The organism is Pseudomonas sp. GW822-FHT06D10, from assembly GCF_058799535.1.
This window is the reverse complement of record NZ_JBXALN010000006.1, coordinates 295,443-314,543: the sequence shown is the minus strand read 5'-3', so window position 1 is coordinate 314,543 and position 19,101 is coordinate 295,443. Positions and strand designations below refer to the sequence as shown.

The following is a 19,101-nucleotide window of genomic DNA, read 5'->3' as shown; positions in this document are numbered from 1 at the left end:
GTCGTCAACAGCGCCTGGGCCTGTGGTAAGCGACGAGCAATTATGGACCGGCGCCCCAGGACAATCGAGCGGCCAAGCGTGACGCTTCTATCACTTCAGGCACATGCTCAGCAGCACCAGAAACAACAGACCGATGTAAACCCTCGCATGTACCCGGTCAGGGATCCTGCCGATCCAGGGCGCGGCCAGACGAATACCCAGCAACGAACCGAGGGTGAGGACAAAAAACGCCAGCAGGTCGACATAACCGACAAACCAGGGCCCCAGATCGAAGCGGCTATAGCCTGCCAGCGCCATATAGGTCGCAGTACCCGCCAGCGCCACGGGGACACTCAGCGGATTGGCCATGGAGGTGGCCTGGGTCATGCTCAGGCCGCAGCGACGTAGCAGGGGAACAGTCATGACACTGCCGCCCACTCCGAGGAAGGTAGCAATGACGCCTATTCCTACACCGCCAAAGAGCGTTTCGCCTGATCCCAGGTCACGGGTTTTCTGCCCTACCGACTGTTCAAGAAACCCCCGGCGCAGCAGGCAGTCGGCAATGGTCAGGCCCAGGTAGGCAATAAAGGCATAGCGGATCACCTCGCCACTCACCCACATGGCCCCCGCCGCGCCAACTATCGCCCCCAGCCCGATATAACCACCCAGGGGCCACAGATAGCGGCGGACAAGATTGCCTGCGCGCTGGTGCCTGCCGGTGGCAACCAGGGCGTTGACGATCATCACGCAGGTCGAAGTGGCTACCGCGACATGCATCGCCGCCTGCCCCACCGCCGAATCGGCGCCCTGGCTGCCGAGCAACATCCAGTACAGCAGCGGCACCACCACAAACCCGCCACCAAAGCCGAACAGCACGGCGCTGATGCCCGTCATGCAACCAAAAAGTGCCAACAGTAGATAGAACATCAAGGCGTTTCCATTCAGGTAGACGCCCTGGAAGATAGAACCCCAGCGCTTGGCCGGCTTCAGCAAATTGGCCAATAATGTTTGCGTTTACGCCAAATACGGGACTGTGTCGGCATGCGCAATATCTCCATCGACCAACTGGATCAGACCCCGCGTCCCGTGCTCGCCATTGGCACCGACTACCCAGACGGGCAACGCCTGCCGCGCCATCGGCATCGGCGGGCGCAACTGCTCTATGGCGCCACCGGAGTGATGCAGGTCAGTACCGATCAGGGCAACTGGGTGGTGCCACCGCAGCGGGCGGTGTGGATTCCACCGGGGGTGGAACATGAGGTGCTGATGCTTGGGGTCAGCACTCGCAGCCTGTATATCGAGCCGGCCGCGGCGCCACTGGACAGCAGCGGCTGCCGGGTCATCGGCATCTCGCCACTGCTGCGCCAGCTACTGCTGGAAGCAGTGGACATGCCCCTGGAATACGACCTGGACGGACGCGACGGGCTGCTGATCAACCTGCTGCTGCACGAAATCCAGCGTTGCCCTGGCCTGCCGCTGCACATTCCCTTGCCGGCCGGCGGCCCACTGCTGGAGCTGTGCCGGGCTTTTCTCGCCCGGCCCGATGTCCATCAATCCCCCCTGCATTGGGCAGACCGACTGCATGTCAGCCTGCGTACCTTCAATCGCTGGTTTCGCCAGGAGACCGATATGAGCTTCGTGCAGTGGCGGCAACGGGCCTGCGTGATCCAGGCCCTGGCCCGGCTGGCGGCCGCGGAGCCGGTAACCCGAATCGCCCTGGACCTGGGTTATGACAGCCCTGGCGCGTTCTCCACCATGTTCCGTCGGGTGCTGGGGCAATCCCCCAGCACCTACCTGAATCAAGAGCATCCCGCCCCTGGAAAAGCCTTGTGACCAAAGGCTGGCGCAGTGGCAGAAATTGAGTTTGATCCGGACGCAAAACAACTGTACAAATATCCAGTACAAAGCCAACGCACTGCCTAACCTCCCGGAGAAAACCATGGCCTCTCTCGCGATGAAAATCACCCTGGAACGTATCGCTCTCTATCAATTCACCCCACAACACTGTGCCCAGGCCCGGGACATGCTGGGCTGGGACATGGATCAGCTGTCCCGCGAGTCCGCGGTCTCGGTGCAAGCCATCCAGCGCTTCGAAGCGGGCTACGAGGTCCGTGACGTAACCCGCCTGGCCCTGGCGTTCTGCCTTGAGGCCCAGGGCCTGGTGTTCTTCCCGGGCTTCACCCCGGGCCGCGGCATGAACATCAAGGGAGCCACTCCCAACCCGATGGAGCGGCCCGACTACGCCCTGATCGAATGATCCAGCCGCCTGGGCAGGTGCTCGTACAAGGCCGGTACTGGCAGAGGGGTCGAGCCCGGACGAACCCGCGGGCAGGCCAGGGTTTTGATCCAGGCCTCATGGCGCCGCAAACGGCGGATGCCATGGTCACCATCCTCATAACCCGCCGCCCGGGTGAAGAATGCCTGGGTCAGGCGGATTCGACGCCCGCCTGCTCCAGTGCACCTTCCACCTCCAGCCACCAGGCGGCTCCCCGCTGCGGCTGCGCCAGGTTGAAGGCTTCGCCCATTTGCGGCGTGGTGATGTTGGTACTGCGCTCCCAGGCCAGGGCCAGGATGCGGTCGAAGGGTTCGTGCCAGGCGTGCATCGCCAGGTCGAAGGTGCCGTTGTGGATCGGTAGCAGCCAACGACCTTGCAGGTCGATGTGGGCCTGCAGAGTCTGCTCGGGCTGCATGTGCACATGGGGCCATTCGACGTTGTAGGCCCCGCTTTCCATCAGTGTCAGGTCGAATGGGCCGTACTGCTGGCCGATACGCTTGAAACCGTCGAAATAACCGGTATCGCCGCTGAAGAAGATCCGCGTGGGGCCATCGATCATCACCCAGGAGGCCCACAAGGTCCGGTTGCCATCGAACAGACCACGCCCGGAAAAGTGCTGCGATGGGGTGGCAACGAAACGGACGCCAGCGACCTCACAGCCCTGCCACCAGTCCAGTTGCCGGACCTTGGCCGCCGGCACGCCCCACTTGATCAGGGTATCGCCCACCCCCAGCGGGGTGAGGAAATGCCGAGTCTTGTCCGCCAGGACCAGCACGGTCTTGTGATCAAGGTGATCGTAATGATCATGAGACAGGATCACCGCCTCGATATCGGGCAATTGCTCCAGGCTGATCGGCGGCTGGTGAAAGCGCTTCGGCCCGGCCCATTGCACGGGTGACGCGCGCTCGGCAAACACCGGATCGGTGATCCAGAACTTGCCGCGCATCTTCAGCAGCACGGTGGAATGCCCCAGGCGGTAGACGCTGTGATCGGGCGCCGCCAGCAACTGCTCGCGGGTCAGCGGCTGCACCGGAATGGCTCCGGCCGGGCGGGTATTGCGCGGCTTGTGGAACAACATGTTCCAGAAGATCTGCAGGGTCTTGCCAAAGCCGGCACGACGCACCGGCGCATGGTTGCGAAAAGCCCCCTGCTCCTGGCGCGAGGTTTCCTCGCGGGGAGCACGGGTGATGCTTGACGAGACAGTGGCCATGATTGAAATGACTCCATGGAACGCAGCAAGGTTGCGACGTGGTATTGCGGGACGATCTACTGGCCAAGGCACGCAAGCATCAGCCGCCAATCATCGTTTCGAAGACGAACTACACTACACAGTGTAGTTTCTACATTGCAACAGGAAACAGACGAAGTAGACTGCCGAGTGTTTTTACCGACCACCCTGACCGAACCCAACTTATGACAGCCCCGAAGCGCCTCACCGACCTCAAACGCAGTGCCATCGTCCAGGCGGCGATCAGTGAATTTCGCACCAGCGGTTTCGAGATCACCAGCATGGACAAGATTGCCGCTACGGCTGGGGTGTCCAAGCGCACGGTGTACAACCACTTCCCCAGCAAGGAGGAACTGTTCGCCGAGATCCTGCACCAGCTCTGGGCCAGCATCAGCGCGCAATCGGAAATCATCTACCGCAGCGACCTGCCCCTGCGCGAGCAGTTGGAAAAGGTCGTGCGGGCCAAGCTGCAACTGCTGGCGGACGACAACTTTCTCGATCTGGCCCGGGTGGCCATCGCCGCAGCCATTCACTCGCCGGAACGGGCGCAGAACATGGTGGCGCGGCTTGGCGAACGGGAAGAAGGCCTGACCCTGTGGATTCGCGGCGCCCTGGCCGACGGTCGCCTCAAGCCGGTAGACCCGGAATTCGCCGCGACCCAGATGCACGGCCTACTCAAGAGCTTCGCCTTCTGGCCGCAGATCACCATGGGCCAGGCGCCACTGGCAACAGGCATACAAAATCAGGTCGTCGAGTCGGCGCTGGACATGTTCCTGGGCCACTACCAGGCCTGAATTCCCGGGGCACCTGTGCGCGCCGAACCGCAGCCGGCGGTCGCCACCACTGTGAAATGGCTTGGAAGGACACTGATTATTCTCACTGGAATAAATGACAATATTCACCAGACTGATCCGATAAACGGCTAAGCCGAAAAAACACCACAAGGTGTTTCAGTACAGAACCTGGTGCAGGAATTTATGGAAAACCAACGCGGCAAGGGGCTGTCATTTGCCCGGCGCATCTATCGGCCAAGGATCATCGGCCTGGGTATCGGCGGTATCAGTGTATTCGCCACCCTCTACCCCCTTGCACTGCCCGGTTGGATCTGGGCCCTGCTCCTGTTCCACGGCCTGCTCTGGCCTCACCTGGCCTATCAACTCTCCACCCGTTCTGCCTTTCCCTACCAGGCAGAACGTCGCAACCTGCTGTACGACTCGATGCTGGGCGGTTTCTGGGCTGCCACCATGCAGTTCAATCCCCTGCCCGCCGTCACCATCCTGTCGATGATGGCCATGAACAATGTGGCCGCCGGGGGGGTGCGTCTGTTCATCCGTGGCGCCCTGGCCCAGGGCATCGGGGTCCTGTTGTCCTGGTCGCTGTTCGGCGCCAGCTTCAATACCCGGATCAGCCCGCTGCAGATCTATGCCTGCCTGCCGATGCTCACGCTCTATCCGCTGGCCGTGGGCATGGTCTGCTACCGGCTGGCGATCAAGCTGTCCGAGCACAAGCGCGCCCTGAGCGCCCTGAGCCGCACCGACAGCCTCACCGGTCTGCTCAACCACGGCTCTTGGAAAGACCTGCTGCATATCAAGTTCCACAAATGCCAGCAGCAACAGATCGATGCCAGCATCGCCCTGATCGACATCGACCACTTCAAGGCGATCAACGACACCTACGGACACATCATCGGCGATACGGTGCTGCGCCATCTGAGCAACGAACTGCGGCGCAACCTGCGTCACGACGACCTCGCCGGCCGCTACGGCGGTGACGAGTTCTGCGTGATCCTGCCGCGCATGGACCGCCAGCAGGCACTGGAGGTCATGGAACGCCTGCGCCAGGTCTTCAGCCAGTACCGGCATCCGCAAGTGGCTGAACTGAAAGTCAGCCTGAGCATCGGCCTGGCCGCCTTCGACCGCGAATTCCAGGACCCTTCAAGTTGGCTCAACGCCGCCGACAAGGCCCTGTACCTGGCGAAAAACAGTGGCCGCAATCGAATTGCCAGCAATGACGACGAGGCTCATTCCCGGCAAACACAAATGGCATAAAAACCTAAAAAACTTATACAAAAAGGGAGTAAAAAACATTTTTGTACAACTTTATTTGGATTTATCCCGATAATTGCCATCATAATGCCGCCACTTCGCTACCGCACAAGACCTCCATTCGGGGACAAATGCCGCAGCCCATCAATCCAACTAAATCGATTCGCAGCCACTACGTCTCCTCTTGATGCGGCCAACGATGCACGCCAGCAACGTCGCCCGCGTCATCGCTGCGAATTTATCTGTCAGTCATGGAACGCTGGCATTGAGCAGATAATGCCGAACGCTGGGGAGCATTCGGCATACCGGCGAACTCAATAGGGATCGACGCGACGTTTCTCCCACAGAGCACCAGCTACCATGCTATTCAACCGCCACAACAAGACCATCGATTCCCTGCAGCAAACCATTGCCGAACAATCCCGAATGCTGGAAGCCATCGATCGCTCCATGGCGGTGATCGAATTCGACCTGCAGGGTAACGTCCTGCGAGCCAACGCCAACTTTCTCCAGACCCTGGGCTATCGCGAAGACCAGGTGACAGGCCAGCCGCACCGCCTGTTCTGCACCCCGGAGTACGTTCGCAGCAGCGACTACCAGCAATTGTGGAACCGACTCAGAAGCGGCCAGTTCGAATCCGGCACCTTCGAACGGGTGGCCAGCAACGGCCAGAGCCTGTGGCTGGAAGCCAGCTACAACCCCATCCGCGACGCATCCGGCGCAGTGTACAAAGTGGTCAAGTACGCCCTGGATGTCACCGCCCGAGTGCAGGAAGAGGTGGAGGCACGAAACAAGCTGGACGCCATCGACCGGGCCATGGCGGTGATCGAGTTCAACCTCGACGGCAGCATCATCGGTGCCAACAGCAATTTCCTCAGCCGCATGGGCTACAGCCTGGCCGAGATCAAGGGCAAGCATCACCGCATGTTCTGCAAACCCGAGCTGATCAACAGCAGCGCCTACCAGGACTTCTGGAACCGCCTGAACCGGGGTGAGTTCTTCAACGGTCAGTTCGAGCGGATCGACAGGCACGGACGTACGCTGTGGCTGGAAGCCAACTACAACCCGGTCTACGACGCCAGCGGGCGCCTGTGCAAAGTGGTCAAGTACGCCGCCGACGTCACCCAGCAGGTGGAAAAACACGAACAGGATGCCCAGAGCGCGAGCCAGGCTTATCACATCTCGGTGCAGACCCGAAAAGTCGCCGAACAAGGCACCGGAGTGATCCAGCAAGCCGCCAGCGAAATGCGCCAGATCGCCGAGAACATCGAGGGTTCTTCATCGCTGATCGCGCGCCTGGGCGAACGCTCCGAGCAGATCACCGCCATCGTCAACACCATCCGCGCCATTGCCGACCAGACCAACCTGCTGGCTCTGAACGCCGCCATCGAAGCGGCCCGGGCCGGGGACCAGGGCCGTGGTTTTGCCGTGGTGGCCGATGAAGTCCGGCAATTGGCGGCGCGCACCAGCGGCTCGACAGCGGAAATCTCCAGCATGATCGACATGATCCAGAACGAAACGCAGCAAGCCATCAAGAGCATGGACGGTACCCGGGAGCGGGCGGCCAAGGGCGTGCAACTGGCGGATCAGGCGGGCACGGTGATCCTGCAGATTCGCGACGGTGCCAGCGAGGCGGTAGAGGCCGTGAGCATGTTCGCCAACGAACGCGGCGCCCCCTGAGGGCAGGCTTTCCCGGCATTGGGAGCGACGTCGGGCCTGGCCCGGGAGGCTATAGTGGCCTGACGTCCCAGTGCCTGGCGGAGGCCATCATGAGTTCCAGCGACACCCCGAAGAAAACCACTCCGGTCATCGACCACCTGCGCTTTCATCGCGCCCATGCCCACCTGGCGCCGACCTTCGGCACCGATAACTTCGCCTTGAAGGCCGAAGCCTTCGCCCGGTTCTTCGGCACCCCGACCTTCCTCGGCGCACAAACCCTGGTGGTGCTGGTCTGGGTGGCCTTGAACCTGACCGGCGTCACCCATTTCGACGTCTATCCCTTCATCCTGCTGAACCTGGCCTTCAGCCTGCAATCGGCCTATGCCGCCCCGCTGATTCTCCTCGCACAGACCCGCCAGGCCGCGCGGGACAAGGCCCAGGCGGATGCCGATGCGCAGCACCGCGAAGCCCTGGCCGTTGCCAACAGCGAACGCCAGGCCCAGGCCGCACAGACCACCACGCAACTGATGGAGCTGCTGGAACAGAACACCCGCCTGACCGAAATGACCAAGCAACTGACCGAGCGCATCGAGAATCTCACCAGCGAGATGCATGAGCATTTCGTGCGCAAGGATCAATCCAAGGCCTGAAGGCCTCAGGGCCAGCGCAGGTGCCGCGCCAACTCGTCGAACAGTGTCACCACCAAACGCAAGGCCCGACAGTCCGGGCGGGTCAGCAGCCACAGGGCGGTTTCCTGGCCCAGGGGTTCACTCAACGCTTCCAGCCCGGCGCTGCCCACCAGGAAATCCGGCAGCGCGGCCACGCCCAGGCCAGCGCGCACCAGCTCGGTAACCGAAAGCATGCTGTTGCAGCGGTAACTGGGCTGTACGCCGGGCCATTGCTGGCGACGCCAGACCACGGTGGGGTGATCGGGCAGGAAATCGTCCGGGGCGATCCAGGCCAGCCGCGACAGATCAGTGCAGTCGACCCGTTGCCGATAGGCCGGGCTGGTGCATACCCGGTAGGACACCGCCCCCAGGCAGCGCCCCACCAGGTGCTCTGGAGGCCTCGCGGTCAGGCGCACGGCAATATCCGCATCACGCCGGTTGAGATTGGCGAAATCATTGGACGTGCACAGCTCGATGACCAGTGCCGGGTAGTTCGCCATGAACTGCGCCAGGGCCGGCAGCAACAGGCCTTGCAACACCGAATCGGTACAAGTCAGGCGTACCGTGCCGCTGACCACTTCGCCGCCCCGGGCCACGCCGATACGCGCCGCTTCCAGGGCCTGTTCAGCATGTTCTGCCTGCTGCGCCAGGGCCTGGGCCAGGCTGGTGGGCAAGTAGCCGGCGCGGCTCTTGTCGAACAACTGCTGGCCCAGCCCGGCCTCCAGCCGGCGCACGGCGCGAAACACCGTCGAGACATCGACCTTGAGCAGGGCCGAAGCACGCGCCAGGGAGCCGCCGCGAACCAGGGCCAGGATCAATGAGAGATCGGGGTAGTCCAACTGATAGTGCGCTGGTGCAATGATCATTTGGGTAAACGCCAATATTGATTGCGTAGGCGCCAATTTATAGTGGGCCCAGGCCATCGACAAGTCAGGGTCACAACCGGAGAGTTCCATGCATCCACAGGTACCAGCACCGACCATTCGTATCGCCCTGGTGGGGGATTACGACCCACAGATCACCGCGCACCAGGCCATCCCCCTGGCCCTGGAGCGGGCAGCGCAGGAGGGTGCCGGCCCAATGGAATACCAGTGGCTGGCAACCGCCGATCTGCACCAGGAGAAAGACCTGGAGGGCTTCCACGGTATCTGGTGTGTCCCCGGCAGCCCCTACCGCAACATCGAGGGTGCCCTGCTGGCGATCCGCGTGGCGCGTGAACAGCAGCGGCCATTTCTCGGTACCTGTGGCGGCTTTCAGCACGCGGTCCTGGAATACGCCCGCAATGTGCTGGGCTGGGCGGATGCTGAACACGGCGAAACCGCGCCCGACGCCGAGCGCGTGCTGCTCACGCCCTTGAGTTGCGCCCTGGTGGAAGCCCGGGGCTCGATTCAGTTGCGCGCCAACAGCCGCATCGCCAGGGCCTACGGCACAACCTGCATCGAGGAAGGTTATCGCTGCCGCTATGGCGTCAATCCGGACTTCGCTGGCGCCCTGCTCAGCGGCACCTTGCTCCCCACTGGCCATGACAGCGCCGGGGACCTGCGCAGCATGGAACTGGACGAGCATCCGTTCTTCGTCGCCACCCTGTTCCAACCCGAGCGCGCGGCCCTCCAGGACCGCACACCGCCTCTGGTCAGGGCCTTGCTCACGGCCTGCCGGGAGTGCCGAGCATGACTGACCGGACTCCCGCACCGCCCTACTACGCCGTGATTTTCAGTTCCCAGCGCGGTGAGGCCGACCCCGCCTATGAACAGGCAGCCGAACGCATGCTCGAACTGGCGCGCCAGCAGCCGGGGTTTCTCGGGGTCGAATCGGCACGAGGTGAGAACGGCTTCGGCATCACCGTGTCGTACTGGAGCAGCGAAGCGGCGATCCTGGCCTGGAAGCAGCACCCCGAACACAGCGCGATCCGCGAGCGCGGTCGGGCACAGTGGTATCGCCAGTTCAGCACCCGGGTGAGCAAGGTCCAACGGGCTTACGGCTTTCCAGGCTGAGCCCGCTTCGGCACGGATTCCCGAGCCGCCCGGGTGACGGCTCGGGGGCACGCATCAGCCCTGCGTGGTCGACAGCAGGCTGCGCACCGCCTGGATTTCCGGCAAGTCGCTGCGGCGCATGTATACCCGCAGCGGCTCGCTGATATTGATCCGGTCGTCGATGTTCTGATCCAGCAGCAGCTGGATCTGCTCGCGCTTGAGGCTCATGGCCTGGTCCGACACCGGCGCCCAGACAAACTCGTGGGCCGGCACGATGGCGTCGTCGGCCACGTCCATGCCAAAGGAGTCTTCGCTGAAGCGCACGATATAGCGACCGGTCTTGCGATTGAAGCCGACAAAGCCCTTGAGCTGGTCGGCAGCCTGACAGATGAGTTCGGAGGTGATGCTCATGGTAAACCTCACTAGAGTCCCGCAGGACAGGTGATCAATGGTCTACACGCGAGGCAAGGGACAGCGGAGTTTTCAGGGCCTCCCTCTGATGGGGAAACTGCAGCGCCCAAGAGTACTGCAAAGCGCCGGAAAAAAGCGCTGAAAAATGCAAATGAGAGGGATTTATGTCGCTCTGGAGATAGCACAAGCGTCATCGAGTTGTTAAAAGATATCCCCTTGCACACGCCCCCACGAAAGGATTTCGAGCATGCCCGCGACCTTCACCCCTTGTGCCCTGATGCTGGGCCTGATGCTCGCTTGCGGACTGGCCCAGGCCTCTGAACAGCCTGACCCGGACGCCCTGGCCGCTCGCCAGGGGATTCCACAGCCAGCGGTGATCGCCCACCGCGGCGCCTCTTTCGATGCCCCCGAATCCACCGCGGCTTCCTACACGCTGGCCCGGGACCTGGGCGCCGACTACCTGGAAATGGACCTGCAACGCAGCAAGGATGGCGTGCTCTTCGCCCTGCACGACAACAACCTGCAACGCACCACCGACGTGGCGCAGAAATTCCCCGAACGCAAGGACAGCCCGGCCAACGCCTTCACCATGGCGGAACTGAAAACCCTCGACGCCGGCAGCTGGTTCAACCAGGCCCACCCCGAGCGGGCGCGGCCGGGCTTTGCCGGGCTGAAGATCCTCACCCTGGATGAAATCATCGACATCGCCCAGGGCAATGCGCAGCACAAGCCCGGGCTGTATATCGAGACCAAGGAACCCCAGCTGTTCCCCGGTATCGAGCACGACCTCAAGGAAAAACTCCAGGACCGTGGCTGGCTGAGCCCGGCCGGTTCCAAGCTGGCGAAAAGCGAACTGGCGGTGGGCCAGGGCAAGGGCAAGGTGGTGCTGCAGACCTTCGACAAGCACAGCCTGGAACTGCTGCACCAGGCAATGCCCAACGTGCCGAAAGTGCTGTTGCTGTGGGTCGCGCCCGGCAGTATCGAACCCGCGTCCGGCCAGAGCTTCGCCAGCAGCGGCGAAACCGACAAGGCCGCGTTCTATGCCCGGCAGCAGCCCAAGGACCAGGCCGAGTTCAAGCGCTGGGTGGATTTCGCCAAGGCCCAGGGTGCCATCGGCACCGGCCCTTCCGCGGCCCTGACCGGCGGTGGCGAGCAGAGCTACTCGGACCTGGTGCAACCCTGGATGAACCAGTACACCCACGACCAGGGCCTGCTGGTGCACGTCTACACCATCGACGAGCCGGTGGACTTCAAGAAGGTCATGGATGCCGGGGTCGATGGCATCTTCACCAACCGCAGTGCCGAACTGCTCAAGTACTTCAAGCGGCCGGCCAGTGCCAGCGTGGCGCAATTGCTGGACGCCAGCGGTTACTGAATGGCGGTTTCGCACTGGCACGGCGAGCTCTGGCTGGGCCGGGATTTCGGCCTGATCCACGGGGCGATGGGGCCAACCGAGCCCCATGCCCACTATGCCCATCAACTGATCATCGCCCCCGGGCAACCGGTCACGGTGGCGCTCGCGGGCGGGCTGCAGAGCGCTCATTACCTGTTGATCCCGGCCTTGCAGCGCCACGCCATCGTTCAGGCTCCCGAGCAGGCCTTCACGGTGTACGCCGAGCCGCTGCTGATCGCCGTCGAAGACCTGCAAGCATGCGTCAGTGGCGCCGAACCCTCACTGCCCGGCCTGGAAGCGGCGCTGCGCCGTTGCCCGCGCCAGCCCGTTGCCGACCCACGTGTAGCGCGGGCACTGCACGCCGTGGATGCCGCCCTGGAGGGCAAGGTGGCGGCCGCGCAACTGGCGGCCCGGGCCCATGTATCCCTGAGCCAGCTGGAGCGTCTGTTCGCCCGTGACGTCGGCCTGCCGGTAAGGCGCCTGGTGCTCTGGCGCCGCCTGCGCCTGGCCATGGCCCTGGTGCTGGAGGGCCAGACCCACACTGGCGCGGCACACGGCGCCGGGTTCGCCGACAGCGCGCACTTCTCCCGCACCCTGAAGAGCCTGTTCGGCGTCACCGCCAGCCAGGCCCTCAAGCACCTCAAGCCCCGCTTGCTGGTCTGACGCGCCGGCGCAACTGCTCGGGCACCACGGGTTCTGCCCCATAGCGCTGGGCCTTGAACGGCTCCAGCAACTGCGGCCAGTAATCCACCGGGTAGTCGGCACGGCTGCCAATCCCCAGGTCGCCCTGGCGCATGCAATAGTCATCGCGATAAAACGCGGTGCCCAGCAGCCAGTCCCAGAGATTGAAGAACAGCCCGAAGTTCACATCCCCGGCGCGTCCGTACTTCATGTGGTGAAAGCGATGCACCGGCGCCCAGGCGAAGATCCAGCGCAAAGGCCCCAGACGCATGTCGACATTGGAATGCTGCAACAGCAGCTGGACGGCAATGGCCAGGGCCAGCAACTGCGCCACCGGCAGCGGGATGCCCAGCAACACCAGCGGCAGCAGCCCGGCCGAAGCTTCGATCAACTGGTGCAGGGGATGCTTGAGCAAGCCATTGAAACCGTACATGCGCTGCACACTGTGATGCACCGCATGCAAACGCCAGAGCCAGGCCAGGCGGTGGCTGGCGTAGTGGGCCAGGGTAATGCCGCAATCGGCGATCACGATGGCCAGCAGCAACTGCCCCCAGAGCGGCCAGCCCTGGGGCCAGAGCCCATCATGGGCCAGCAGCGCAACCAGCCCGGGCAACGCCAGCAGCCCCAGCGCATTGAGGCTTTCATTGACCAGGGCATGCAGGCTGTCGCGCAGCCGGTCGCCTTGGGAACGGTTCCAGCCAGGCTCATAGGGCAAGCACCATTCCGCCAGGAACGACACCCCCAGCGCAGCCCCGAACACCCCCAACAACCCGCTGGCAGACGCCGGCCCAGCACTCATCCACCACACCCCGGCGCCGATGAACCCGGCAAACACCAAGGGTGCGTACAACCATGCAAGCATTCGTTTCATTTGCTGCAGCTCCTGTAGGGAAAACCGCAGCTTGCGACCCGATGCCGGGGCGCGGCTTGAACAAACGACGCAAAGAGTGACCTGAATTAAGGGTGAATTAAGTTGCGTTGGCTAACCTGTGCCCATCGAAACCCATCACCCCAAGGAATCAACCCATGACCAAGTTCTCCGCCCTGTTCGCAGCCGCCGCCCTGACCCTGACCGCTGGCCTGGCCCAAGCCGATGTGCGCCCGGACCTGATCCCCGGCCTGCTCAAGTCCGGCGCCATCATGGACCTGGAAAAACTCAACCAGGCCGCCCTCGCCCAGCACCCGGGCACCACCGCCGCCAGCATCACCGACACCGAGCTCGAGCAGACCGCCACTGGCGCCTACGTCTACCAGGTGGAACTGCGCGACAGCAAAGGCATCGAGTGGGACGTGGACCTGGATGCCAAGACCGGCAAGGTCCTGAGCAACAAGCAAGACAAGTAACCCCCCGCCCCTACAAGGCCGCGCCCCGCTTCGGGAGCGCGGCCTTGTGCGTTGGGGCGTGCGGATCAGTCAGGCACTGGTGCTGACCAGGGAGCCTGAAGTACTGCTCTGGGATTGCTGCAGGGCCTGGAACAAGGCCGCGGTGGCGGTCTGCAACGAAGCGCTGGTGCTGGCCACCTGAGCCTGGGCTGCCGCTACTTGCGCGGCCTTGGCATCGGCACTTTCCTGCTTGCTCTGCGCGGCCTGCAACTGCTGCTGTTGCTCCTGCAATTGCTTTTGCAGTTCAGCAATCTGCTTGCGCAACTGCTTGACCGAGTCGCTGCTGGAATCATCGCTGCTGGAACTGCCGCCGGCCGCGCCAGCACCCGTGGCCGGCGCCTTGGTCGCGTCGCTGGCAGCAGTGGTACTGGCGGTGGAGGTCGCTGAAGTGTCGCTGTCCGAACTGCCGGCGATGCGGGTCTTGCTCGGGCTGACCTGGGTCTGGTTGATCGCGATGGAAGTGATGCTGACCATGGTGTGAGTCCTGTCGGGTGTGAAGATACCCGGTCATCGACACCCGCCCCGGCCACTTGAGAGTGATCGTGTATCGGCCTGGTAAGCAGGCCGATACACCCCGGCCGGCCTCAGGCGCTCAAGCGCGCCGTGACCTCGCTCAACTGCCCCGACAGGCCGTGCAGATTGCGGCTCGCCGCCTCGGTGCGCTGCACGTTGTCCAGATTGGTACTGGCGATGGACGTGATCTCGGTGAGATTGCGGGAAATGTCCTCGGCCACCGACGTCTGCTCCTCGGCGGCGGTCGCGATCTGCCGGTTCATGTCGCGAATCGCTTCTACCGCTTCGGTGATGCGCTCGAGCATGGCCCCGGCCTCGGTCACCTGCTGCACACTCTGCTCGCTGCGGGACTGGCCGCTCTCGATGGCCTGGGCCGCATCCACGGCCCCGGTCTGCACGCTCTGGATGATCTGGTTGATCTCGGTGATCGAGGCCGCGGTGCGCTGCGCCAGGCTGCGCACTTCATCGGCGACCACGGCAAAACCGCGTCCGGCCTCACCGGCCCGGGCTGCTTCGATGGCCGCGTTGAGGGCCAGCAGGTTGGTCTGTTCGGCAATGCCCTGGATCACTTCCAGGACCTTGCCGATGCGCCCGCTGTCGGCCTCCAGCCGGCGGATCACGGTGGCGGTGTTGGCAATCTCGCCACGCATCTGGGTGATGCTGTGGATGGTCTGCTGCATCACCTGTTCGCCCTGCTGCGCCGACTGGTCGGCATCGTCTGCGGCACGAGCGGCGTCGGCGGCGTGACGCGCCACTTCCTGGGCGGTGGCGGACATCTCGTTCATCGCCGTGGCCACCTGGTCCGTGCGGTTGAACTGCTCGTTGGTGCCCTGGGACATCAGGGTGGCGATGGAGTTGAGCTCGCCGCTGGAACTGTCCAGGTCCGAGGCACTGCGCTGCAAGCTGGCGAAGGTCTGGGCCAGGAAATCCCGCAGGGTGTTGGCGGCCATCGCCAGCTTGCCCAGTTCATCCTGACGCTCGCTGGCCACCCGCTGGGCCAGTTGGCCGCGGCTGAGCTGGGCGACATAGTCGATCAACTGACGGATCGGCTGCACCAGGCTGCGATTGACCAGCCACAGGCTGAGCAGACCGATCAGCAAACCGGAAGCCAGCATCACCAGAATACCCAGCCACACCGTGCGGTCGGCCGCTGCACTGATCTCGGCGGACTGCCGGTCGCCGTGCTGGCGCAGCTCGGTCACCAGTTCGCTCATCTGCTCGCTGGTGGCCCGGTCCACGCCCTTGACCGCGGCATCGCCGGCACTCGGATCGGCACCGCCGGCCACATAGGCATCGCGGCCCTTCTGGTAGGCCGAACCCAACTGCCGGTGCTCATCCGCCAGGCGCTGCACCCGGCTCTTGAGGGAGGCGTCCAGCCCGGGGGTCTGCACCAGCTGGCCGAGGATGTTCTGCACATCGCGCTGGCGGTCTTCAAACTGCTGCCAGTACTTGTTCAACTCCTGGGGCTGCTTGCCCCGCAACAATACGTTCTTCCACTCCTGTACCTGGCTCTTGAACTGCAGGTTGGCCTCGTCGATCAACTGCGAACTGCGCAGCGGACCTTCAATCAGCTCGCGGTAGCTCTGCACGCCACCGGACAGCAAATGAAAACTCGCCAGGGCGATCAACAACATCGCCAGCAGGCTACCGCTCAGCAGGGCAAGGATTTGCGCTCTCAGGGATTTTTGCAAAAACATCGAGGAGATCTCATGGCAGGGATAGAGCAGGCCCGATGAAGGCATGCGTAGTGCCGAACATCCCTGTAAGGCGCATTCGAGAGGGGTCGAATGAGTGCAGCGTAGGTGTGTGATCGGCCTGCGCAAGACAATCTTGAGTGCCGCCGACCATCGGTATGACGGGCTCCATCATGCACTTCAAAACGTCACAAAAATGTCAAAAAGCCTTGCCATGATGGGGCTCAAGTGAACCTGAGAAACCCGCGCCAGGCACTGTCCCTCCTGCGAGACTCCATGAACCACAGCATCGACCAGAGTCACCGTGATTCCGATCTGTTCGGCCTGCTCTACGGTTTCAGCTTTCGCCCCGGCGAACGGGGCCGCGAACTGGACTCGGCCAAGGCCCTGCAAGCCCTGCAACACCCCGAGGACAGCGAGGAGTTCCTCTGGCTGCACCTGAACCTGGCTCACGCCGCGTGCGAGCGCTGGATGAAGTCCCACCTGCAATTGCCCGACGAATTCTTCGAGGCCCTGCACGAAGGCTCGCGCTCGACCCGCATCGAACAGGTGGATTCGGCCCTGCTGGCGGTGGTCAACGACGTGGTGTTCAACTTCGGCAGCATGGTTTCCTCGGACATCTCCACCCTCTGGGTCTGCGCCCGCAGCCGCCTGATCGTCAGCGCCCGCCTGCAGCCGCTGCACTCGGTGGACAAGCTGCGCTCCTCGGTCAAGGCCGGAGAACGCTTTCGCTCGCCCCTGGAACTGCTGGTGCACCTGCTACGGGACCAGGGCGAAGTGCTGACCCAGATCGTGCGCCGGACCAGCCTCAGCGTGGATCAGATCGAGGACCAGTTGCTGGCGGCCCGGGTCTCCACCAACCGTGCCGAACTGGGGGCCATGCGTCGGGTGCTGGTGCGCCTGCAACGGCTGCTGGCCCTGGAGCCGGGCTCGCTGCTGCGCCTGCTCAACCGCCCGCCGCAATGGTTGCAAAAGGAAGACGTCAAGGAGCTGCGCAAGTCCACCGAAGAGTTCGCCCTGATCATCAACGACCTCACCGCCCTGGGGGAGCGGATCAAGCTGCTGCAGGAAGAGATCGCCGCCAACCTCAACGAACAGACCAACCGCACCCTGTTCACCCTGACGGTGGTCACGGTGCTGGCGTTGCCGATCAACATCATCGCCGGTTTCTTTGGCATGAACGTCGGTGGCATTCCGTTCTCCGGCGACCCGGAGGGCTTCTGGATCCTGGTAGCGCTGGTGGCCACCTTCACCGTGATCGCCGGGCGCTGGGCCTTCCGCAAGCGCCAGGACTACTGACCCCGCCTTGTAGGAGCAGGCTTGCCGGCGAAGGTGTCCGCCAAGGCAGGTGCTTGGCTTGAGGGCCTCTTCGCCGGCAAGCCGGCTCCTGCGGGATGAGCGGGATGGAGGGATGGTCGTGCGTGATCGATCTGATCAACGGAACGGCTCAATTGCGTAAACCATGACCTGAGGCAGCCTCCCTGTAACATTCAGCAACGATCATGGGCAGCACTCCTTCTCGCCACAGGATTGTCCAGCAATGGCCACCCCGTCCCTGACTGCCGCTTCGTCCAACCTCGACAGCAAACCGCAACTGGATAAAAAGCCCGGCCCCTTCACCCTCGTCGCCTTCTTCGCGGTGCTGGCCATGGGCTTGCTGTTCACCGCCTACAGCCTGGTGCACGACATGCACGAGCTGGGCACCACGGTCACCACCTGGACCCCGTTCCTGCTCCTGGGCGTGGCGTTGCTGATCGCCCTGGGCTTCGAGTTCGTCAACGGTTTCCATGACACCGCCAACGCCGTGGCCACGGTGATCTACACCCACTCGCTGCCGCCGCAGTTCGCGGTGGTCTGGTCCGGCCTGTTCAACTTCCTCGGCGTACTGCTGTCCAGCGGCGCGGTGGCTTTCGGCATCATCGCCCTGCTGCCGGTGGAACTGATCCTGCAGGTGGGTTCCTCCGCCGGTTTCGCGATGATCTTCGCCCTGCTGATCGCCGCCATCCTATGGAACCTCGGCACCTGGTGGCTGGGCCTGCCGGCTTCGTCTTCCCACACCCTGATCGGCTCGATCATCGGTGTCGGCGTGGCCAATGCCCTGATGCATGGCCGCGACGGCACCAGCGGCGTGGACTGGGGCCAGGCCACCAAGGTCGGCTACGCCCTGCTGTTCTCGCCCCTGATCGGCTTCGTGTTCGCCGCCCTGCTGCTGTTGGCCCTGCGCCTGTTCGTCAAGAACCGTGCCCTGTACAAGGCACCCAAGGGCGACGCACCGCCGCCCTGGTGGATTCGCGGGCTGCTGATCCTGACCTGCACCGGCGTGTCCTTCGCCCACGGTTCCAACGACGGCCAGAAAGGCATGGGCCTGATCATGCTGATCCTGGTGGGCACCCTGCCCATGGCCTACGCCTTGAACCGCACCATGCCCGCCGACCAGTCGCTGCAATTCGCCGCGGTGGCCGAAGTCACCCAACAGGCCCTGGTGAAGAGTGCCCCGCAACCGGCGCCGGCCGATTCCCGCGCGGTGCTCTCGGAGTACATGCGCAGCAAGGAAGCGACACCGGAACTGATCCCCGCGCTGGCCGCCCTGACCGGCGCCATCGGCACTGAAGTGAAGGGCTACGGTTCGCTGGCCAAGGTGCCCGCCGAAGCCATGGGCAACGTGCGCAACGACATGTACCTGACCAGCGAGGCGATCCGCCTGATGGACAAGAATCAGGTAGGCCACTTCGACCAGGACACCCGGGACAAACTGCAACTGTTCAAGCAACAGATCGACAACGCCACGCGCTTCATTCCGCTGTGGGTGAAGATCGCCGTGGCCATCGCCCTTGGCCTGGGCACCATGGTGGGCTGGAAGCGCATCGTGGTCACCGTTGGCGAAAAGATCGGCAAGACCCACCTGACCTACGCCCAGGGCGCCTCGGCGGAAACCGTGGCGATGCTGACCATCGGCGCGGCGGACATGTTCGGCCTGCCGGTGTCCACCACCCATGTGCTGTCCTCGGGGGTGGCCGGGACCATGGTGGCCAATGGCGGCGGCTTACAGATGCGCACCATCCGCAACCTGGCCATGGCCTGGGTGCTGACCCTGCCGGCGGCGATCCTGCTGTCCGGCAGCCTGTACTGGTTGTTCACTCAGCTCTTCTGAGGGGCGTGCCTCCCCCTCTGTAGCCGCTGCCGAGCCTGCGAGGCTGCG

General features: G+C 63.5%; 20 protein-coding genes and 2 pseudogenes. 14 read left to right on the top strand and 8 right to left on the bottom strand.

What is annotated here, in order from left to right:
• Positions 1–90 precede the first annotated feature (90 nt).
• Entirely contained in the window at positions 91–906 is an 816-nt protein-coding gene (locus AC1RL5_RS22110; protein WP_011062783.1) for a sulfite exporter TauE/SafE family protein, read from the bottom strand.
• A gap of 114 nt (positions 907–1,020) precedes the next feature.
• Here AC1RL5_RS22110 and AC1RL5_RS22105 point away from each other — a divergent pair, with 114 nt between their 5' ends.
• Both AC1RL5_RS22105 and AC1RL5_RS22100 read left to right on the top strand, forming a co-directional pair.
• Positions 1,021–1,812 carry an AraC family transcriptional regulator gene (locus AC1RL5_RS22105; RefSeq protein ID WP_011062784.1) on the top strand — a complete coding sequence of 264 codons (792 nt, stop codon included), beginning with the start codon at positions 1,021–1,023 and terminating at the stop codon, positions 1,810–1,812.
• Positions 1,813–1,918: 106 nt separating this feature from the next.
• Positions 1,919–2,236: an XRE family transcriptional regulator gene (locus tag AC1RL5_RS22100; RefSeq protein WP_026020019.1), complete on the top strand. Its 318-nt coding sequence runs from the start codon at positions 1,919–1,921 to the stop codon at positions 2,234–2,236.
• Positions 2,237–2,405: 169 nt separating this feature from the next.
• Here AC1RL5_RS22100 and AC1RL5_RS22095 read toward each other — a convergent pair whose 3' ends face one another.
• A complete protein-coding gene (locus tag AC1RL5_RS22095) occupies positions 2,406–3,464 on the bottom strand; it encodes an MBL fold metallo-hydrolase (RefSeq protein WP_492589427.1) in 1,059 nt (352 codons plus the stop codon).
• A 203-nt stretch (positions 3,465–3,667) separates the two neighbouring features.
• Here AC1RL5_RS22095 and AC1RL5_RS22090 point away from each other — a divergent pair, with 203 nt between their 5' ends.
• From AC1RL5_RS22090 to AC1RL5_RS22070, 5 genes and pseudogenes are all read left to right on the top strand, one after another.
• Positions 3,668–4,276: a TetR/AcrR family transcriptional regulator gene (locus AC1RL5_RS22090; RefSeq protein WP_492589428.1), complete on the top strand. Its 609-nt coding sequence runs from the start codon at positions 3,668–3,670 to the stop codon at positions 4,274–4,276.
• A gap of 183 nt (positions 4,277–4,459) precedes the next feature.
• Positions 4,460–5,530, top strand: a complete 1,071-nt coding sequence (locus AC1RL5_RS22085) for a diguanylate cyclase (protein WP_011062788.1) — start codon at positions 4,460–4,462, stop codon at positions 5,528–5,530.
• A 357-nt stretch (positions 5,531–5,887) separates the two neighbouring features.
• Positions 5,888–6,661, top strand: a pseudogene (locus tag AC1RL5_RS22080) (PAS domain-containing protein); the annotation flags it as partial.
• On the top strand, positions 6,659–7,207 hold the full coding sequence (locus AC1RL5_RS22075) for a methyl-accepting chemotaxis protein (protein ID WP_370508327.1): 549 nt from the start codon (positions 6,659–6,661) through the stop codon (positions 7,205–7,207). The pseudogene AC1RL5_RS22080 and the gene AC1RL5_RS22075, both read left to right, overlap by 3 nt.
• An 89-nt stretch (positions 7,208–7,296) precedes the next feature.
• The gene (locus AC1RL5_RS22070; protein WP_072450722.1) at positions 7,297–7,836 is read left to right on the top strand and encodes a DUF1003 domain-containing protein; all 540 of its coding nucleotides are present in this window, start codon (positions 7,297–7,299) and stop codon (positions 7,834–7,836) included.
• Between the two features lie 5 nt (positions 7,837–7,841).
• On the opposite strand, the gene AC1RL5_RS22065 is transcribed toward AC1RL5_RS22070, so the two are convergent.
• Complete coding sequence (locus AC1RL5_RS22065; protein ID WP_492589429.1) at positions 7,842–8,720, bottom strand: LysR family transcriptional regulator; 879 nt, start codon at positions 8,718–8,720, stop codon at positions 7,842–7,844.
• Between the two features lie 88 nt (positions 8,721–8,808).
• Here AC1RL5_RS22065 and AC1RL5_RS22060 point away from each other — a divergent pair, with 88 nt between their 5' ends.
• Together AC1RL5_RS22060 and AC1RL5_RS22055 are read left to right on the top strand one after the other, a co-directional pair.
• Complete coding sequence (locus AC1RL5_RS22060) at positions 8,809–9,528, top strand: CTP synthase C-terminal region-related (seleno)protein (protein ID WP_492589430.1); 720 nt, start codon at positions 8,809–8,811, stop codon at positions 9,526–9,528.
• Positions 9,525–9,848 (top strand): antibiotic biosynthesis monooxygenase family protein, encoded by a 324-nt coding sequence (locus AC1RL5_RS22055; RefSeq protein ID WP_492589431.1) that lies wholly within the window; start codon positions 9,525–9,527, stop codon positions 9,846–9,848. Before AC1RL5_RS22060 ends, AC1RL5_RS22055 begins: the two co-directional genes overlap by 4 nt.
• A 54-nt stretch (positions 9,849–9,902) precedes the next feature.
• Here AC1RL5_RS22055 and AC1RL5_RS22050 read toward each other — a convergent pair whose 3' ends face one another.
• Positions 9,903–10,238 carry a DUF2025 family protein gene (locus AC1RL5_RS22050; protein WP_011062794.1) on the bottom strand — a complete coding sequence of 112 codons (336 nt, stop codon included), beginning with the start codon at positions 10,236–10,238 and terminating at the stop codon, positions 9,903–9,905.
• A 247-nt stretch (positions 10,239–10,485) separates the two neighbouring features.
• Between AC1RL5_RS22050 and AC1RL5_RS22045 the strand changes: the two genes are divergently transcribed.
• Positions 10,486–11,613, top strand: a complete 1,128-nt coding sequence (locus AC1RL5_RS22045) for a glycerophosphodiester phosphodiesterase (protein WP_011062795.1) — start codon at positions 10,486–10,488, stop codon at positions 11,611–11,613.
• The gene (locus tag AC1RL5_RS22040) at positions 11,614–12,294 is read left to right on the top strand and encodes a helix-turn-helix domain-containing protein (RefSeq protein ID WP_065365397.1); all 681 of its coding nucleotides are present in this window, start codon (positions 11,614–11,616) and stop codon (positions 12,292–12,294) included.
• Here the strand turns inward: AC1RL5_RS22040 and AC1RL5_RS22035 are convergent.
• Positions 12,272–13,183: a sterol desaturase family protein gene (locus tag AC1RL5_RS22035; RefSeq protein ID WP_019096096.1), complete on the bottom strand. Its 912-nt coding sequence runs from the start codon at positions 13,181–13,183 to the stop codon at positions 12,272–12,274. The two genes, AC1RL5_RS22040 and AC1RL5_RS22035, sit on opposite strands and share 23 nt — an antisense overlap.
• A 155-nt stretch (positions 13,184–13,338) precedes the next feature.
• On the opposite strand from AC1RL5_RS22035, the gene AC1RL5_RS22030 reads away from it, so the two are divergent.
• Positions 13,339–13,656 carry a PepSY domain-containing protein gene (locus AC1RL5_RS22030; RefSeq protein WP_011062798.1) on the top strand — a complete coding sequence of 106 codons (318 nt, stop codon included), beginning with the start codon at positions 13,339–13,341 and terminating at the stop codon, positions 13,654–13,656.
• A 69-nt stretch (positions 13,657–13,725) separates the two neighbouring features.
• Here AC1RL5_RS22030 and AC1RL5_RS22025 read toward each other — a convergent pair whose 3' ends face one another.
• From AC1RL5_RS22025 to AC1RL5_RS22015, 3 genes and pseudogenes are all read right to left on the bottom strand, one after another.
• A complete protein-coding gene (locus tag AC1RL5_RS22025) occupies positions 13,726–14,169 on the bottom strand; it encodes a hypothetical protein (protein WP_053159831.1) in 444 nt (147 codons plus the stop codon).
• A 110-nt stretch (positions 14,170–14,279) separates the two neighbouring features.
• Positions 14,280–14,984: a methyl-accepting chemotaxis protein gene (locus AC1RL5_RS22020; protein WP_370508325.1), complete on the bottom strand. Its 705-nt coding sequence runs from the start codon at positions 14,982–14,984 to the stop codon at positions 14,280–14,282.
• Positions 14,985–15,212: 228 nt separating this feature from the next.
• Positions 15,213–15,323 (bottom strand): annotated as a pseudogene (locus AC1RL5_RS22015) (hypothetical protein); the annotation flags it as partial.
• Between the two features lie 855 nt (positions 15,324–16,178).
• Here AC1RL5_RS22015 and AC1RL5_RS22010 point away from each other — a divergent pair.
• A complete protein-coding gene (locus AC1RL5_RS22010) occupies positions 16,179–17,201 on the top strand; it encodes a transporter (RefSeq protein WP_011062801.1) in 1,023 nt (340 codons plus the stop codon).
• 241 nt (positions 17,202–17,442) lie between these two features.
• Positions 17,443–19,053, top strand: a complete 1,611-nt coding sequence (locus tag AC1RL5_RS22005) for an inorganic phosphate transporter (RefSeq protein ID WP_015636700.1) — start codon at positions 17,443–17,445, stop codon at positions 19,051–19,053.
• Positions 19,054–19,101 lie beyond the last annotated feature (48 nt).

Excerpts from the sequence above, each read along its gene's own strand:
- AC1RL5_RS22040 (WP_065365397.1), top strand. The coding sequence starts at position 11,614 with ATGGCGGTTTCGCACTGGCACGGCGAGCTCTGGCTGGGCCGGGATTTC.
- AC1RL5_RS22025 (WP_053159831.1), bottom strand. The coding sequence starts at position 14,169 with ATGGTCAGCATCACTTCCATCGCGATCAACCAGACCCAGGTCAGCCCG.
- AC1RL5_RS22035 (WP_019096096.1), bottom strand. The coding sequence starts at position 13,183 with ATGAAACGAATGCTTGCATGGTTGTACGCACCCTTGGTGTTTGCCGGG.
- AC1RL5_RS22070 (WP_072450722.1), top strand. The coding sequence starts at position 7,297 with ATGAGTTCCAGCGACACCCCGAAGAAAACCACTCCGGTCATCGACCAC.
- AC1RL5_RS22110 (WP_011062783.1), bottom strand. The coding sequence starts at position 906 with ATGTTCTATCTACTGTTGGCACTTTTTGGTTGCATGACGGGCATCAGC.
- AC1RL5_RS22105 (WP_011062784.1), top strand. The coding sequence starts at position 1,021 with ATGCGCAATATCTCCATCGACCAACTGGATCAGACCCCGCGTCCCGTG.
- AC1RL5_RS22085 (WP_011062788.1), top strand. The coding sequence starts at position 4,460 with ATGGAAAACCAACGCGGCAAGGGGCTGTCATTTGCCCGGCGCATCTAT.
- AC1RL5_RS22050 (WP_011062794.1), bottom strand. The coding sequence starts at position 10,238 with ATGAGCATCACCTCCGAACTCATCTGTCAGGCTGCCGACCAGCTCAAG.
- AC1RL5_RS22045 (WP_011062795.1), top strand. The coding sequence starts at position 10,486 with ATGCCCGCGACCTTCACCCCTTGTGCCCTGATGCTGGGCCTGATGCTC.
- AC1RL5_RS22020 (WP_370508325.1), bottom strand. The coding sequence starts at position 14,984 with ATGTCCGCCACCGCCCAGGAAGTGGCGCGTCACGCCGCCGACGCCGCT.
- AC1RL5_RS22095 (WP_492589427.1), bottom strand. The coding sequence starts at position 3,464 with ATGGCCACTGTCTCGTCAAGCATCACCCGTGCTCCCCGCGAGGAAACC.
- AC1RL5_RS22010 (WP_011062801.1), top strand. The coding sequence starts at position 16,179 with ATGAACCACAGCATCGACCAGAGTCACCGTGATTCCGATCTGTTCGGC.
- AC1RL5_RS22005 (WP_015636700.1), top strand. The coding sequence starts at position 17,443 with ATGGCCACCCCGTCCCTGACTGCCGCTTCGTCCAACCTCGACAGCAAA.
- AC1RL5_RS22055 (WP_492589431.1), top strand. The coding sequence starts at position 9,525 with ATGACTGACCGGACTCCCGCACCGCCCTACTACGCCGTGATTTTCAGT.
- AC1RL5_RS22030 (WP_011062798.1), top strand. The coding sequence starts at position 13,339 with ATGACCAAGTTCTCCGCCCTGTTCGCAGCCGCCGCCCTGACCCTGACC.
- AC1RL5_RS22060 (WP_492589430.1), top strand. The coding sequence starts at position 8,809 with ATGCATCCACAGGTACCAGCACCGACCATTCGTATCGCCCTGGTGGGG.
- AC1RL5_RS22065 (WP_492589429.1), bottom strand. The coding sequence starts at position 8,720 with ATGATCATTGCACCAGCGCACTATCAGTTGGACTACCCCGATCTCTCA.
- AC1RL5_RS22090 (WP_492589428.1), top strand. The coding sequence starts at position 3,668 with ATGACAGCCCCGAAGCGCCTCACCGACCTCAAACGCAGTGCCATCGTC.
- AC1RL5_RS22100 (WP_026020019.1), top strand. The coding sequence starts at position 1,919 with ATGGCCTCTCTCGCGATGAAAATCACCCTGGAACGTATCGCTCTCTAT.